A 16,654-nucleotide genomic window follows, 5' to 3' on the forward strand; every position below is an offset into this window, starting at 1 on the left:
ATATTTTATTATGAGCTTTTTTTAGTTTAGTAACTCAGCTATTACTTCTTTCTTTAAACGAACACTAATAGGTATTTTATGCCCTTTTATACATATTTGATTACCTATAATCTCATTTACTTTTTTCTTAGCTATTACATACGATTTATGAGTTTGAATAAATTCAGAATTTGGTAAAGAATCTAACATTTGCTTTAAAGTAGAATGGCTAATAATAGTTTCTTCACTAGTAATTATTTTCACATAGTTTTGCATCGATTCAATAAATAAAATATCATCAGTATTAATTTTTTTAATTGAATTGGCAGTTTTGATAAACAAGTTTTCATCTGTTGACTCTTTATTCAACAATCGTTCTGCTTTATTAACAGCCTGAAAAAATCTTTCAAAAGATATTGGTTTCAATAAATAGTCGATCACTTCAAAATCGAAGCTTTCTAAGGCATGTTCAGCATATGCACTAGTAATTACTACCAATGGAGAGTTTTTTAATGTTTTAAGCCATTCTAATCCTGTTAACAATGGCATGTTAATATCTAAAAATATTAAATCAATTACATTAGATTGTAAATATTCATTAGCTATAATGGCGTTTTTACATAATGCTATTACGTGTATAGAAGGTATTTGATCGCAGTATTCTTTGATACCTTCTCTTGCAATTGGTTCGTCATCAACTATTAAACAATTTATTTTTTTCAATTTAATTCAATTTCAAGGGTTACTAAATATTTGTCATCTGTAGAATTAATGTTTAATAAATGTTTTTTTTGATACATTAACTCTAGTCTTTTCCTCACATTTTTTAAGCCAATGCCTCCACTCTTTTCTTTGTAAATAATAGGATCTTTTGTGTTTTCAACATTTAAGTTTAAAATATTGTTTTCTTCTTTTATTTGAATTGAAATATTATTGTTTGCCGCATCAACATGATTACTTACGTATTTAAAAGCATTTTCAATAAAAGGAATTAATAACAATGGCATTATAAAACTATTTTCATTTTGTACATCAATAGAAAAATTTAAATTGATATCAGAACCTTTTCTTATTTGTTCTATGCTTACATACTCTTTTATATACTTTAACTCTTTATGTAATTCTATTTTGTTACCATTACTTTCATATAATTGATAACGTAATAAATTAGAGAACTTTAACAATGTGTTTTTAGCACTAACGTCATTTTTACCTATTAAGTGATAAATACTATTGATTCCATTAAATAAAAAATGTGGATTTAATTGCGCTTTTAAGTACTTTGATTCGGCCTTATGATTCTCAACTAATAATTCTTGTTTTATTCTCTCAGATTTGATGTATTCCTGTTGAAATCGATAATAAAAACCTACAATAAAATATATAAAGTGAAAAATAGCATTATGATAAAACCACATAATAGCTGCAACAAATAGTGGGAAATCATAAATTTTATATGTGGTTGCTAATTGTACATCTAAAAATGTTTCTATAGTATTTATAACTAAAAAGATACCAATAGAAAACATCCAAAATGCAGTTTTTTTGTTTTGAATGTAAAATTTAGGAACCAACCAAAATATTTGAATGTAAAATAAAAAAGCATTAAAAAACATACCATAGAGGTATGCTTTCTTTAGTAAGTTATGTTCCTCACCAAATCCATTCCAATTTAAACTACCAGAACTCACATAATAATAGTTTATTAACCAGAATAATAAGTGTAATATGATTAAGAGAATTCTTTTCTTCATTATTTCATTAATTTCTTAAAGATAGAAAAACATAAATTATCAACACCGTCAGCATTTTCATGAAAAGCAGAAATATTTGATAGTACTAATACTGCTTTTTTGGTTTCTTTATGAAATACCAAACAAGATCTATAACCACCAGTTCCACCATTGTGCCAACAAAATTGTTGCTTTCCATTGTCAATAATTTGCCAACCTAGGCCAATTTTAGCCATTTTATTAACTTTAAATGTCTCTTTTAATGGTAATGTATAATCCGGATCATTTTCGAAGTTCTTACGTATGAATTTCTCCATATCAACAATAGTTGACTTTATTCCCCCTGCTCCTACCAAAGCATTTGTAAAATCCCAATTACTAGTAACAACCCCTTCTTCATTTAATCCTTTAACTAATTTAGTTGTATTTAAAATTTTAGTTGAAGATTGTGTCATTGAAAGAGGTTTAAAAATAACATCCTTTACAAGTTGTTCATAGCTTTTTCCCACTTTTTTTGTTAATACATATCCTAATAATCCCATTCCTAGGTTAGAATATTCACTCCTCTCACCTACTTTAAAAGTATATTCTATTTTAGTCTTTAAATACTCTTTTAAATCATTTTCTGTATAATTTGAATATGGATTATCTGGAGTTAATTCCATTTGTTTATAAATGTTTGTAGGCAATGGTGGAAAACCAGCACTGTGATTGGTTAGATTAGTTAAAGTAATAGCATTTCCATTAGTAATAGGAAAACTAAAATTACTTTGTAAAGATTCATTTAAACTACTTTTACCCTCATTAACAGAATTAGCTAATAATATGTTTGTAAATACTTTTGTAATAGATCCTATTTCAAAAATATGATCACTGTTATTTACTTCATTTACAGTATTTAATTCTTTTTTAAAACCTACATACTCAGATTTGTCATTATCAATAATTAATACTGATATCTCATTATTTTGATCATAATTATTTATAAATGACTTTATATCAGTTTTATAGTTTGTTTGATTAGCTGTTTGAGAATTTAGATAACCTATACTAGCAATACATACTGCGCTTAATAATTGTTTATAAAATTTCATTCCTTTTTTTTTAGTTATTTCAAAGGAACAAATAGAATATTAACAATTTAAATTTGTTTGATGAACGTTAAACATTAGTTGATAAACGTAAAAAAACCAGAAGCAATGCTCCTGGTTTTTGTTTATTTACATGATTTTCAGAAAGTTTTTATCCTAAATCATCGTTCTTCTTATTCTTCGTTTTTTTCATTGCTTCACCTATTTGATTACTAGCTGTAAAACTAGCTACCATATCATTTAGCATTTGACTACCTGCTTGAGGTGAATTAGGTAATAAAATTAAGTTACTGTTAGTTTCTTGTCCAATAGACTGTAACGTATCATAATGTTGAGTTACAACTATTAAAGCTGATGCTTCTTGACTATTGATACCTACTTTATTTAAAACTTCTACAGATTCTTCTAAACCACGTGCAATTTCACGTCTTTGATCAGCAATACCTTGTCCTTGTAAACGCTTACTCTCAGCTTCTGCTTTTGCTTTCTCTACAATTAAAATACGTTGTGCATCTCCTTCAAATTGAGCTGCTACTTTTTCTCTTTCAGCAGCGTTAATACGGTTCATAGCCTCTTTCACTTGTGCATCAGGATCTATATCTGTTACTAATGTTTTAATAATATCATAACCGTAAGTCATCATTGCTTCATTTAATTCTGTTTTAACAGCAATTGCAATGTCATCTTTTTTAACGAATACATCATCTAACTTCATTTTAGGTACTTCAGCACGTACTACATCAAATACATAAGATGTAATTTGATCGTGTGGATAATCTAGCTTATAAAACGCTTCATATACTTTATCTTTTATTACTTTGTATTGTACAGAAACCTTTAATTTAACGAATACATCGTCTAAAGTTTTTGTTTCTACAATAACATCTAATTGTTGAATTTTAAGGCTTAATTTACCTGCTATTCTATCTACTAAAGGAATTTTTAATTGTAAACCTGAGTGACGAATACTTTGGAATTTACCAAATCGCTCTACAACAGCAGCGCTTTGTTGCTTTACAATGAAGAAAGCAGATATCAATACTATTATTGAGAAGAAAATTAAAGGTATAATAATTTGTAGTGGCATAGTTAAATTTTTTTGTTGATAATATTATAAATATACTATTTATTGTTACTTATATGACGCAATTTTTTTTATTTGTTACAAATAGTAGTAATTTTATCTTAACAAACTATTTTACATGGAACTTTTACAAAAGAACATAACAGAAATTTTAATTCTACTTTTTCTAACAGTCACTTTTTTACAATCAGGTATTGATAAAGTTTCTGATTGGAAAGGAAATTTATCATTTATTAAAGATCACTTTAAAAATTCACCTTTAAAAAATATGGTTCCACTTTTGTTGGCAATTATTTTAGTAATTGAAATTTTGGCAGGTGCTTTTATGTTTGTTGGTATTTTCAATTTAATAACAACAGGAGAAAAAAGTTTAGCTTTATTAGGAACAGAACTTTCTGCTTTAACTTTAATTTTTTTATTAATTGGTCAAAGACTAGCAAAAGATTATGCAGGAGCAATGACACTTGCTGTTTACTTCATAATTACAATTTTTGGTGTATTTTTATTAAATAGCTAAATCTTATATTTAATTATTTGTAAATAATATTTATTTATTAAAAAACCTCTTAAAATATCGTTTTTAAGAGGTTTTTAATTTTAATCAAGGTATTTGTATGTTTTTAGTTTTATATATCTTTAAAATTGTGTTAAAATAAGTTTTACATGTTTTTTATGATGTAAATAAGAGAAGAATACTCTTTACTATTCATAGCTTTTAAATTTGATGTTAAACCAGTAAAAAAAGCTTTTATAAAATTATTTTTTCCATTTTTATATTTTTCAGATAAAATTGAAACATAATATGAATCGAATTTCATCGGTAATATTTTTTCTACTTTCATATTAATATCTGAAAATAATTGAGAGATTGATTTTTTAGAAAAATGCCATATGTGTCTAGGAACATCATAAGCAGCCCAAAAATTTTTATAATGGTTAGCATCATAACTTTTAAAGTTAGGAACTGCTATTACCAGTACTCCATCTTTCTTTAATAATTTTTTTAATGCTTTAATGTACTCATTTAAATTAGGTATATGTTCTAACACATGCCACATTGTTATAACATCGTATTTTTCTTCTTTTATTTCTTCTATTGAGCTCAGTAAAACTAATTCTTTAGTTGAAGCAATTTCCTTTGCTTTTTTTGATGGCTCTACTCCCACTACATTCCAATTATTCTTTTTACAAAAATTAATAAAATCACCAGTACCAGCTCCAATGTCTAATAGTGTTTTCTCATTTGTATGAAATGAATTAATTAGTTTTAGTTTTTTCTTTATAGTGTAATTTTTTACTAATTGATATACCTTATCTATAATTGTTTTTTTACTATCAGTATGTGAAATATAATCTTCACTCTCATAATAAGAACTTAGGTCGTCTGGTATAGGATCTGTATATAATAAATCATATTCTTTATTATGATAAATTTTAAACTCTTTATTACTTACCGTATAATCTATTGCTTTGGTGTATAAAGTTTTTTTGTCTCTTAATTTTTTCTCCATTTATTATTTACGTTTCACGTGGAACTAAATCTTATTTGATAATTCAAAAATATGAAATGTTCCTCGTGGAACGTTTCATGTTTTTTGATTTTTTTTAAATATGTTCCATGTGGAACGATGTTGGATTGTGATTCTATGATTTTCGGTTATTCTCTTTTTATGAATTAGATTTATTTTTTTATTTTAAGGTCGAGTATCGTTTTTGAGTATGAAGTTTGATTTAGTTTTTAAAGGTGTTTTTAATTGTTATGGTTTATATGTTTTATGTGGAACGATGTTAGTGTGTGTTCTTTTTATCTTGTATTGTTGTTTCTATTATGTTTTAAATTGATTATAATTTTAAGGATGAGTATTGCTCTTTTATACGAGGCTTGATTTAGTTTTTAAAGGTGTTTCTAATTGTTATGATTGATATGTTTCATGTGGAACGATGTTAGTGTGTATTCCTTTTATCTTGTATTGTTGTTTCTATTATGTTTTAAATTGATTATAATTTTAAGGATGAGTATTGTTCTTTTATACGAGGCTTGATTTAGTTTTTAAAGATGTTTCTAATTGTTATGATTGATATGTTTCATGTGGAACGATGTTAGTGTGTATTCTTTTTATCCTGTATTATTATCTTTATTAAGTTTTAAATAGTTTTTGATTTTAAGGTCGAGTATTGTTCTTAAGTACGAGTTTTGATTAGTTTTTTTAAAGTGTTTCTAATTGTTGATATTGATATGTTTCATGTGGAACGATGTTAGTGTGTATTCCTTTTGTCTTTTATTATTATCTCTGTTAAGTTTTAATTAGGTTTTAATTTTAAGGTTAAATATTGTTCTTTAGTATGAGATTTGATTTAGTTTTAAAGATGTTTCTAATTGTTGATATTGATATGTTTCATGTGGAACGATGTTAGTGTGTATTCTTTTTATCCTGTATTGTTATCTCTATTAAGTTTTAAATTGGTTTTAATTTTTAGGTTTAATATTGTTTTTTAGTACGAGTTTTGATCTAGTTTTTAAAGGTGTTTCTAATTGTTATGATTGATATGTTTCATGTGGAACGATATTAGTGTGTGTTCTTTTTATCCTTTATTGTTAACTTTATTATGTTTTTAATAGGTTTTGATTTTAAGGTTGAGTATTGTTTTTTAGTACGAGGTTTGATTTAGTTTTTAAAGATGTTTTTAATTGTTATGGTTGATATGTTTCATGTGGAACGACGTTAGTGTGTGTTCCTTTTATCTTTTATTATCATCTTTATTATAGTTTAAATAGAATTTAACTTTAAGGTTCAGTATTGTTCTTTATTACGAGTTTTGATTTAGTTTTTAAAGGTGTTTCTAATTGTTATGATTGATATGTTTCATGTTGAACGATGTTAGTGTGTGTTCCTTTTATCTTTTATTGTTATCTCTATTATGGTTTAAATAGATTTTAATTTTAAGGTCGAGTCTTGTTCTTTAGTACAAGGTTTGATTTAGTTTTTAAAGGTGTTTCTAGTTGTTATGATTGATATGTTTCATGTGGAACGATGTTAGTGCGTATTCCTTTTATCTCCTATTATTATCTCTATTATGTTTTAAATAGATTTTAATTCCAAGATCAAGTTTTGTTTTGTAGTTCAAATTTTTATATAGATTTCGAAGTATTTTATAGCTATGTTTCATGTTGAACGATGTTAGATTTATATCCTTTTTATCGTTTTTCTCTTGTTGTTTTTTTGCTGGTTCTATTTTTTAAGTGTTTTTTATATGTTTCTTTAAAGTGGAATAAGCTGTTTTTGGAAGTGTTTTTAAATGTTTTGATAGCTATGTTTCATGTGGAACGATGTTGTATTTATATCCTTTTTATCGTTTTTTCTCCTTTTGTTTTCTTTAGCTGATTCTATTTTTAAGTGCGTTTTATGCGCTTCCATAAAGTTAAATAAGCTGTTTTTAGAAGTGTTTTTAAATGTTTTGATAGCTATGTTTCATGTGGAACGATGTTGTATTTATATCCTTTTTATCGTTTTTTCTCCTTTTGTTTTCTTTAGCTGATTCTGTTTTTAAGTGCGTTTTATGCGCTTCCATAAAGGGAAATAAGCTGTTTTTAGAAGTGTTTTTAATTGTTTTTATAACTATGTTTCATGTAGAATGATGTTGTGTTTATATTCTTTTTCTATCGTTTTTCTTCTGTTGTTTTCTTTTGCTGTTTCTTTTTTTAAGGATGTATTATATGTTTTCATAAAGTTAAATAAGCTGTTTTTAGAAGTAATTTAATTGTTTTGATAGCTATGTTTCATGTGAAACGATGTTGGATTTATATCCTTTTATCGTTTTTCTCTTGTTTTTTTTTAGCTGGTTCTATTTTTTAAGTCCGTTTTATATGTTTGCACAAAGAGAAATAAGCTGTTTTTGGAAGTGTTTTTAATTGTTTTTATAACTATGTTTCATGTAACGATGTTGAATTTTTATTCTTTTATTGTTTTTCTCTTGTTGTTTTTTTAGCTGATTCTGTTTTTTAAGTGCGTTTTATATGTTTCTTTAAAGTGAAATAAGCTGTTTTTTAGAAGTGTTTTTAATTGTATTGATAGCTATGTTTCAAGTGGAACGATGTTGTGTTTATATCCTTTTTATCGTTTTTTTCCTGTTTTATTTTTAAGTGCGTTTTATACGTTTCTATAAAGTGAAATAAACTGTTTTAGAATTGATTTAATTGTATTGATAGCTATGTTTCATGTGGAACGATGTTGTATTTTTACCGTTTATATCGTTTTTTCTCCTGTTGTTTTCTTAAGCTAATTCTATTTTAAGGGTGTTTTATATGTTCTTAAAAAGAGATATATGCTGTTTTTAGAATTGATTTAATTGTTTTGATAGCTATGTTTCATGTGTAATGATGTTGTATTTATATCTTTTTTATCGTTTTTATCCTGTTGTTTTTTTAGCTGATGCTATTTTTAAGTGCGTTTTATACGCTTCCATAAAGTTAAATAAGCTGTTTTTAGAAGTGTTTTTAATTGTTTTTATAATTATGTTTCATGTGGAACGATGTTGAGTTTATATCCTTTTTATCCTTTTTATCGTTTTTTTCTTTAATTGATTCAATTTTTAAGTGCATTTTATATGTTTTTATAAAGATATATATGCTGTTTTTAGAAGTGTTTTAATTGTTTTGTTAGCCATGTTTCATATCGAATGATGTTGTGTTTATATTATTTTTTATCGTTTTTCTTCTGTTGTTTTCTTTAACTGATTCTATTTTAAAGTGCGTTTTATACGTTTCTATAAAGTGAAATAAGTTGTTTCTAGAAGTGTTTTTGATAGTTTCTATAGCTATGTTTTATGTGGTGATATGTTGTCTTCAATTGATTCTGTTTTTAAGGATGTTTTTATCGTGTTTTAGGATTTACCGCAAGCTTTTTAGAAGTGTTTTTATTTAAAAAATAGCTTGTATTTATATCAATGATATCTTTTTATAATCTCTTATTCTCTTCCTTTTCTCTTAAATATTTTGATTAATTAGTTGTTTTTTGCTTTTAATAACGATAATAATAGAATTCTAAAGTTGTCTTTATTTAATAGATATAAATAAAAAAGGCTGTTTACTCATTCGAATAAACAGCCTTTTTAGCTATTGTTTTAATGTTTTTAAAACTAATTATCTCCCCATATAAACTAGTAAAACCGAAATATCACTAGGAGAAACACCACTAATTCTACTTGCTTGTGATATACTAGTTGGTTTTATATTGTTAAGCTTTTCACGAGCTTCATATGATAATGATTTTACTTTAGAATAATCAAAACTTGAAGGAATAGGTACATTTTCAAGTCTGTTTAATTTATCAGCATTGCTTTTTTCTTTCTCTATATAACCAGAGTATTTTAAATGTATTTCTACTTGCTCTACAATCTCTTCATCGATGCTGTTATTTGTAATATATTTATTTAATTTTTCAATACTTAATAAGTCTTCAAACTTTAATTGAGGTCTAGAAGCAATCTTATAAAGCTTCATTGATTGGTTAATTAAAGCTGAGTTTTTAGCTTCTAAAATAGGGTTCACATCCTCTTTAGTAATGCTTAAATTCTTAATAAATTCGATTAAATCAGCTGTTTTTTGCTTCTTTTCATCTACTCTATCCATACGCTCTTTTGATGCTAAACCTATCTCAAATGCCCTTGGAGTTAGTCTTAAATCAGCATTATCTTGACGTAATAAGGTTCTATATTCAGCTCTAGAAGTAAACATTCTATATGGTTCTTCAGTACCTTTAGTAATCAAATCATCAATTAATACACCTATATAAGCTTCACTCCTTTTTAAAATAAAAGGTTCTTTATTTTGAGTCTTTAAAGCAGCATTTATACCTGCCATCAATCCTTGTGATGCTGCTTCTTCATAACCAGTAGTACCGTTTATTTGACCTGCAAAGAATAGGTTTTTAATCAATTTAGTTTCTAAAGAATGCGTTAATTGTGTTGGTGGAAAATAATCATATTCTATAGCATAACCGTATCTGAAAAATTTTACATTTTCAAAACCAGGAATAGATCGAATAGCTTTATCCTGTACATCTTCAGGTAAAGAAGTAGAAAAACCATTTACATATATCTCAACAGTACTCCATCCCTCTGGTTCAACAAATATTTGATGTCTTTCTTTGTCTGCAAAACGATTGATTTTATCTTCTACAGAAGGACAATAACGTGGTCCTGTAGACTTAATTCTACCATTAAACATAGGAGATCGATCAAAACCTTCTCTTAATAAATTGTGTGTAGTTTGATTTGTGTACGTTAAAAAACAAGAACGTTGCTTCTTTAATGGTGCTGTAGTTGGTAAATAAGAGAATTTTTCAGGGTTTTCATCACCTGGTTGTTCAGTCATTTTTGAATAATCTAACGATCTTCCATCAACTCTTGGAGGTGTTCCAGTCTTCATTCTACCAGATTCAAAACCTTTTTCAACTAAATCTTCTGTAATTCCAGTTGAAGCTCCTTCTCCAGCTCTACCACCACCAAAAGTTTTCTCTCCTATATGAATTAATCCATTTAAGAAAGTACCAGCAGTTAAAATAACCGTTTTAGCTTTTATTTCTAACCCAAGATTCGTTTTTACACCAGTAATTTTATCACCATTGAATATAAGACCATTCACAGAATCTTGATAAAAATCTAAATTATCTGTTTGTTCTAATAAATTCCTCCAACATTCTGCAAATTGCATCCTGTCAGATTGAGCTCTAGGACTCCACATTGCAGGTCCTTTCGATTTGTTAAGCATTTTAAATTGAATAGCAGTTTTATCGGTAACAATACCACTATAACCACCAAGTGCATCAATTTCTCTTACAATTTGTCCTTTAGCAATACCACCCATTGCAGGATTACAACTCATTTGTGCAATATTTTGCAAATTCATTGTAATTAATAATGTTCTAGCGCCCATATTAGCACTTGCAGCAGCAGCTTCACTTCCGGCATGTCCACCTCCTACTACAATAACATCATATACTGTTGTAAATAAACTCATCTTTTATAAACTATTTTCTTGAATTTCGTGAAATAAAAAAGTCCGTTCCACGTGGAACGGACTACAAATTTAAGGTTTTTAAACAACTATTTTCTTTGTCTCTCATTAATTGTTTTTGCTCGTCGGTCTTATCTTTATATCCCATGTAATGTAAAACTCCATGAATTATTACCCGATGTAATTCTTCTTTAAAAGAAACATTATATGTTGTTGCATTTTCTTTAACTCTATCAATAGAAATAAAAATATCACCAGATATTAATTTTCCAAGAGTATAATCAAAACTAATAATATCAGTAAAGGTGTCGTGTTCTAAAAATTCTACATTAATTTTATGTAAATACGCATCATCACAAAAAATGTAATTAATTTCTCCTAACTCAAAATCTTCTTTTTCTACACAATCCAGAATCCAATTTGATGTTTTCTCCTCCTCTTCTAAATTAAAATCTAATTCGTAATTAAAATGTATCATTAAATAATTCTATCGTTTTATTTTTTTTAGAATACGCCATATATCTAAATCCGTTGTTGGTAAAACAGTAAGATTTTAAATAATAGTTGTTATTATTTCTGAATTTTTTAGCGTATTTGTCTTTATTTATCTTTTTGTAAATAGTTTCAGGTAATTTTTTATTTAAAATAGTACCGTTTTCAGAAACTAATATTTCAAAACTATAATTATTAGTGCTAGTTTTTACTAGGTCAAAGGTAAAGTCATTCGTTGGATTAGGACCATGAAAACTTGAAGAATTTATCATAAAATCTTTCTGATTTAGTCTCCAAAGCTTTTCTTGTTGTTGAAAAAACCACCAATGACGATTTACATCATTAAAATAGTAGTTTAAATAACTAAAACGTACACGGTAATTATCATCAATAGTTTTATTAACTGTAATAGTTGGACTAGTTCTTTGAAGATACATTTCAGTTAAGAATTTAGGAATTCCAAGAAAGTTTTTATTGTAATCTAAGTCAGATGTAGTAAAAGAACTGTCTATTTTAATAGAATTTACCAATTTATTTTGAGCAATATCATTTATTTGAAGCGAAGCAAAATCTTTATTTAAGCTTAATTGATATACTTTTTTATCAGTAAAATAGCTAGCCATCTTTTTAAAAGAGATTGTATCTGCTTTTTTTACAGTAATCATTCTTTTATTTACTACAATTGAATTCCCTTCATAATTCAATTCATAAATATTTGTAGTAAGGGTTTTAGGTGAATCTTTTGTGAAAACTAAACCTTTATTTGAAAGATAAATTTTATTTTTTTTGTTAGATCCATTAAAAACAAACTCATCAGTTCTTACTGCTGTTAATGTTTTGTGATTTAAAAACCTATAAATTTCATCCTCTTTTCCTTTAAAACTGTACTTATAACTCTTATTATTTAGTCCAGAAAATTGTTTAATAGTAAAATTATTTTTGTTTTTGTAGAGTAAAGTACTGCTACCTTCAACTTCAAAAGAACCTAAAAAGTTATTATGTGATTGTGGTTCTTTTTTAAGAACACTATTTGTTTTTGTATTGATATTTACTTCTATTAATTCCTTTTCAGATGCTTTAGGTCTGTAAAAAACAGAAACGATTTCACCCTTTTTATGAAAAGAAACAATTTCTATTTGTTTTTTGTTTTCAATTAATGGAAGTTTTTCAACTTTTTCACCATCAAATAAGTAAGGATGTAAAGTATATTGTTTATTTGAGGTGTTCAAACTAAAGATTAAGTGTAATGATAAATCTTCAGAAAGTTTGCCAGACAAAGTTTTCTTTACAGTAAAATTTTCTGGTAGACGGATCGTATTAGCAAAAATAAAGTTTGTAAGTAATACGATAATTAAAAAATGTTTTTTAGCCATTTTAATTCATTTTATACTACTTCTCCAAAAAAGAGTCTTATAAAGTTAATTATTAATTATTCTTTTTGAAAAAGTTTTTTTCTTTTTTTAATTCATTGTTTTTTTAGGGGTTAAGGTGTGTTACCTTAATTGTTTCTTTTAAAATATTCCTGTACTTTTTTCTTATATTGTTGTTTTAATGGTAATGATTGACGGTTTAAGATTTCTGTTTGATTATAAAATTGTTTTTTAAATTTAATTTCCTCTGCCCTATTTTTGTTATACTGAATCAAATTGCTTGTAGATTTACGTTTTTTGTCTCTTCCTTGTTGAAAAGTAGCCTTATCAAGCTTCAATAATTCATAGTTTAATCTTTGCATACGCTGAAGTGTACCTTGGGTAAAACCTTTTTCTAAAATTTCATTTTCTAATTGTTCCATTTCTTTCAATGCTTTTTTAGCTTGTCCGTTGCCTTCTTTTCCATTTTTATTGATGGCGTCTTCTAATTGTTGTCTTAATTCACTTTGTTCTTTATATATTTTATAGAGTTCTCCATTTAAGTCTTCATTCTTTTGCTCTCCATCTTTACCATTTTGCCCGTTTTGACCATTTTTTCCAGACTCTTCTCCTTTTTGTTCGCCTTTTTTACCATTTTTTCCATCTTTTGGATCACCTTCTTTTCCTTTTTGTTGCATACCTTTTTGCATTTGCTTCATTAAATCCTCTTGTTTCTGAATAATATCTGGTAAGCTAAAAGAGTCTTTTCCTTTTCCTCCTTTTCCTTGACCACTACTAGGATTAGGGTTTTGCATTGCATCTAAAGTATTACTTAACATATCAGCAAGTTCATTAGCAGAAGTCATTACATAACGTTGATTAGAAATACCATTTCTAAACCTACTTTCAGTAAAATTTTCTAAAGATTGATCTAAATTATAATGCGCATTCGCTAAATGATCTTGTATATCTGAAGAAATGTCTGGTACACGCATTGAAAGCACAAATAAACTATCATCAATATGTTCAAAATAGGTTTTTAATTGATATTGCTTACGTAAGTTTTTACCAAAACTTGGATGAGATGATGTTGTATTCGAAAAATCATCCATTAAATTTTCTTGATCAAAAGAAAATGTAATTAAGTTTTCAACGATACTTCTTAAATCTTCCATGTTTTCTTCTTCCATTTCACTACTCATCATTTGCATAGATTGTTGCATTTTCTGACTCATCTGTTGCATTTTTTTAGCAGCTTTTTTCTGGTTTTTCTTAGCTTCTTGGCTTTGTTGTTTTTCAATGTTTTCCTTGGCTTTATTCAGATCATTATCCGTTTTTTTCTGTAAATCTTTATTCTCAGGAATGTCCATTGGATCTTTTAATTTTTCATTTTCTTTTTTCAAGTTTTTTAAGTCTTCTTTTACCTTATCAAATTCTTTCTGAATTTTATTTTGTTCTTCTTTTGTGCTTTCTTTTTTACTTAATTCCTCTTGTTTTTTAGCAAGATCTTGTAGCTTTTCAGCAACCTGATTCATTTTTTGTTGTACATAATAGCGTTTAGCTAATTCTAACACACGCTCTAAACTTTTTTCTTGTTGCTTATTTTGCTGAGCTAATTCTTTCGTTTTTTTAATTAAATCTTCTTTATTTAATTTTTCAGCCATTTTTTTAAGCTCATCTAATAGCTTTTGTTGTTTGTCTAATTTTTTAAGCTCTTCTATTCTCTTTTGTATATTTTCTTTTTTCTTTTGTAAATCTTCGTTTTCTTCTTTCTTTTCTGAAAAATTTTCTTGTAAATTTTTAGTTTGACGTTGCATCATTTGCTTGTATTGTTCTTGACGCTCTACAAGCTTCTGAATCTTTTTCTGATCGTTCCAATTCATGTTCTTTTTATGCTGTAAATCAGACTGTATTTTCTCTAATTCCTTTTTGTTATCCTTTTGATTTTCAAGTGAATTCTGTAAGTTATTTAAATGATTTTCTTGCTCTCTTAATAACTCATTTTCAAGTTCTTCATCTGTTTTTTTACGATAAGAAAACTTTCTACTTGTAGCTTCTTTTCTGCCATTTACAGCATCATTATCAAAAACTCTAAAGTACATTTCATAATCAACACCTTGTTCTAATTGTAAATCGCCTGGAAACTTTGTAAAAAAGCTCTGAAAAGCTTCTTTATTTGTTTTAATCGGTTTAATTAATTGATTTTTAGGTGATTTTATGTTGTAATAAACCATTTCTAGTTTACTTATTCCATAATCATCCGTTATTTGTCCGGCAAAATAAACGGGTCCACGTGAAACACTATCAATATTAGTTTTTACACTAATGCTAGGTTTTTCATCTTGAATAGTATTGATAGCGAATTGTAATTTTTCGTAATTTTTTAATTTTTTATTAGATGTACTTATTTGATAATCAGTGTTTTGTTTTATTTTTTTCTGATAACTAAATGTATTATCATCTTCTTTTTTGAAGTTATTTTGAATAGAATCTTGTTCGTAAGTAACTGATTCAGTTTCTGTTGTACTAACTAACCAAGTAACACGAGTTCCTTCAGGAACAGTGATATTAGTAGCATTTGGCAAAGTTTTAGATGATTTTTTAAGATAGGAAGGATAATTAATTTTAATGCTAATATTTTGAATACTAGGAGTTTTTACAATATTAATTCGGTGTTCATTAGAAGTAATATTATTAGCTTTTACATAAAAATCAGTATCAGAATCTATTTTATCAAAAGTGTATGAAAACAAACCCGCTCCGTTATTATCTAAGTAATATTCTTGATTGTTAAAGTGAATTTTAGCGTCTTCAGGAATCACATTTCCTTTGGTTTCAACATAAATAGTTAACGGATTTCCTTGTATAACTTCTAAATTTTTATTGGTAAGATTAAAATAGAAAGGCGCTGGTGGTTGATAAGCAACACTATGGTTTACCACTCTATTAAAACTCTGCGATAATTTATCACTTACACCAGTAAGAAGAGTTATAATCCATATAAACAAAGGGATAGCAAGATATTTTAAGTACTTGATATTTACTGAAAAATTGATAGCTTTTACAAAAGGAATTGGTTGTAATTCATTCGCTTTTTGTTCAATACTAGCCAATAATAATTCAGAAGAATTAGAATTTACACTACTAGTTTTTAACTGTAAGATATTTAGTAATTTATCTTTTACTTCTGGAAAATGATTTCCAATAATTTTTGAAGATTCTACATAACTAATTCCCTTGCGAAGTCCGAATAATTTGAAAATAGGAAATAATACAAATCGAATTAATAAACCAACTTCTACCAAAATGAAAACCCAGAACAAAAGCGTTCTTAAATTAGGTTGTAACCACAAAAAATATTCAATAAAAAGTGTAAAAAACAGATATAATAAACCAATGCAAACAAATAAAATGCTTCCTTTTATCAGTTCATTGGTATAATATTTTTTACTGAATGCTTGTAGTTTTTGTTCAATTTGATTGAAATTACTCATAATAAAAAATCTTAACTCGTAAAGTTAGTTAATTTAAAATTGTAAATACGGCGTTAAAAAAGTTAAAATCCTGTGAAATAGTAAGCTATGTTTTTCTACAAATAATTCAACTTTCACAGTATTAAATGAAGATTATAATTGCAACTACATTTTAAGTTTTTTTTTATTTAAAAAATTAATTTTTAAATATGTTTATATGATTTAAATTATTCCTATTATTTTCTTTGTTTTACTAGTGATGTAGACGAAATAATTTTAATTGAAGAGCTAATAAAGAGCGATAAAACAAAATTGAACAAGAAAAATCTTTTGAAGTAAACGAAACACATTGGCTATTAACTGTTGAAAATACCATTTTTTTACGATCAAAAAATTAAAAATTGAATTATAGTTAATGCCGATTTAAACACTTAAAAC

At 26.6% G+C, this 16,654-nt stretch carries 10 protein-coding genes; 1 reads left to right on the forward strand and 9 read right to left on the reverse strand.

Annotated elements, in window-relative coordinates; genetic code table 11:
* Positions 1-21 precede the first annotated feature (21 nt).
* From EYW44_RS07980 to EYW44_RS07995, 4 genes are all read right to left on the reverse strand, one after another.
* Positions 22-702, reverse strand: coding sequence for a LytR/AlgR family response regulator transcription factor (locus EYW44_RS07980; protein WP_132723143.1), 681 nt, complete (start codon positions 700-702; stop codon positions 22-24).
* The gene (locus tag EYW44_RS07985; protein WP_132723144.1) at positions 699-1,733 is read right to left on the reverse strand and encodes a sensor histidine kinase; all 1,035 of its coding nucleotides are present in this window, start codon (positions 1,731-1,733) and stop codon (positions 699-701) included. Before EYW44_RS07985 ends, EYW44_RS07980 begins: the two co-directional genes overlap by 4 nt.
* On the reverse strand, positions 1,733-2,806 hold the full coding sequence (locus EYW44_RS07990; protein ID WP_132723145.1) for a serine hydrolase domain-containing protein: 1,074 nt from the start codon (positions 2,804-2,806) through the stop codon (positions 1,733-1,735). Before EYW44_RS07990 ends, EYW44_RS07985 begins: the two co-directional genes overlap by 1 nt.
* A 148-nt stretch (positions 2,807-2,954) precedes the next feature.
* Positions 2,955-3,890 (reverse strand): SPFH domain-containing protein, encoded by a 936-nt coding sequence (locus tag EYW44_RS07995; protein ID WP_132723146.1) that lies wholly within the window; start codon positions 3,888-3,890, stop codon positions 2,955-2,957.
* Between the two features lie 115 nt (positions 3,891-4,005).
* On the opposite strand from EYW44_RS07995, the gene EYW44_RS08000 reads away from it, so the two are divergent.
* On the forward strand, positions 4,006-4,404 hold the full coding sequence (locus EYW44_RS08000) for a DoxX family protein (RefSeq protein WP_132723147.1): 399 nt from the start codon (positions 4,006-4,008) through the stop codon (positions 4,402-4,404).
* Between the two features lie 142 nt (positions 4,405-4,546).
* Here the strand turns inward: EYW44_RS08000 and EYW44_RS08005 are convergent, their stop codons facing one another.
* The 5 genes from EYW44_RS08005 to EYW44_RS08025 form a co-directional block, all read right to left on the reverse strand.
* Entirely contained in the window at positions 4,547-5,398 is an 852-nt protein-coding gene (locus tag EYW44_RS08005) for a class I SAM-dependent methyltransferase (RefSeq protein ID WP_132723148.1), read from the reverse strand.
* Positions 5,399-9,027: 3,629 nt separating this feature from the next.
* Positions 9,028-10,905: a tRNA uridine-5-carboxymethylaminomethyl(34) synthesis enzyme MnmG gene (mnmG, locus tag EYW44_RS08010; RefSeq protein WP_132723149.1), complete on the reverse strand. Its 1,878-nt coding sequence runs from the start codon at positions 10,903-10,905 to the stop codon at positions 9,028-9,030.
* A 61-nt stretch (positions 10,906-10,966) separates the two neighbouring features.
* Positions 10,967-11,380 carry an rRNA maturation RNase YbeY gene (gene ybeY / locus EYW44_RS08015; protein ID WP_132723150.1) on the reverse strand — a complete coding sequence of 138 codons (414 nt, stop codon included), beginning with the start codon at positions 11,378-11,380 and terminating at the stop codon, positions 10,967-10,969.
* Positions 11,367-12,767, reverse strand: a complete 1,401-nt coding sequence (locus tag EYW44_RS08020; protein ID WP_132723151.1) for a hypothetical protein — start codon at positions 12,765-12,767, stop codon at positions 11,367-11,369. Before EYW44_RS08020 ends, ybeY begins: the two co-directional genes overlap by 14 nt.
* A gap of 125 nt (positions 12,768-12,892) precedes the next feature.
* Complete coding sequence (locus tag EYW44_RS08025; protein ID WP_132723152.1) at positions 12,893-16,237, reverse strand: DUF4175 family protein; 3,345 nt, start codon at positions 16,235-16,237, stop codon at positions 12,893-12,895.
* Positions 16,238-16,654: the final 417 nt, after the last annotated feature.

This window comes from Tenacibaculum sp. M341 (assembly GCF_004337695.1).
Lineage (GTDB): Bacteria > Bacteroidota > Bacteroidia > Flavobacteriales > Flavobacteriaceae > Polaribacter.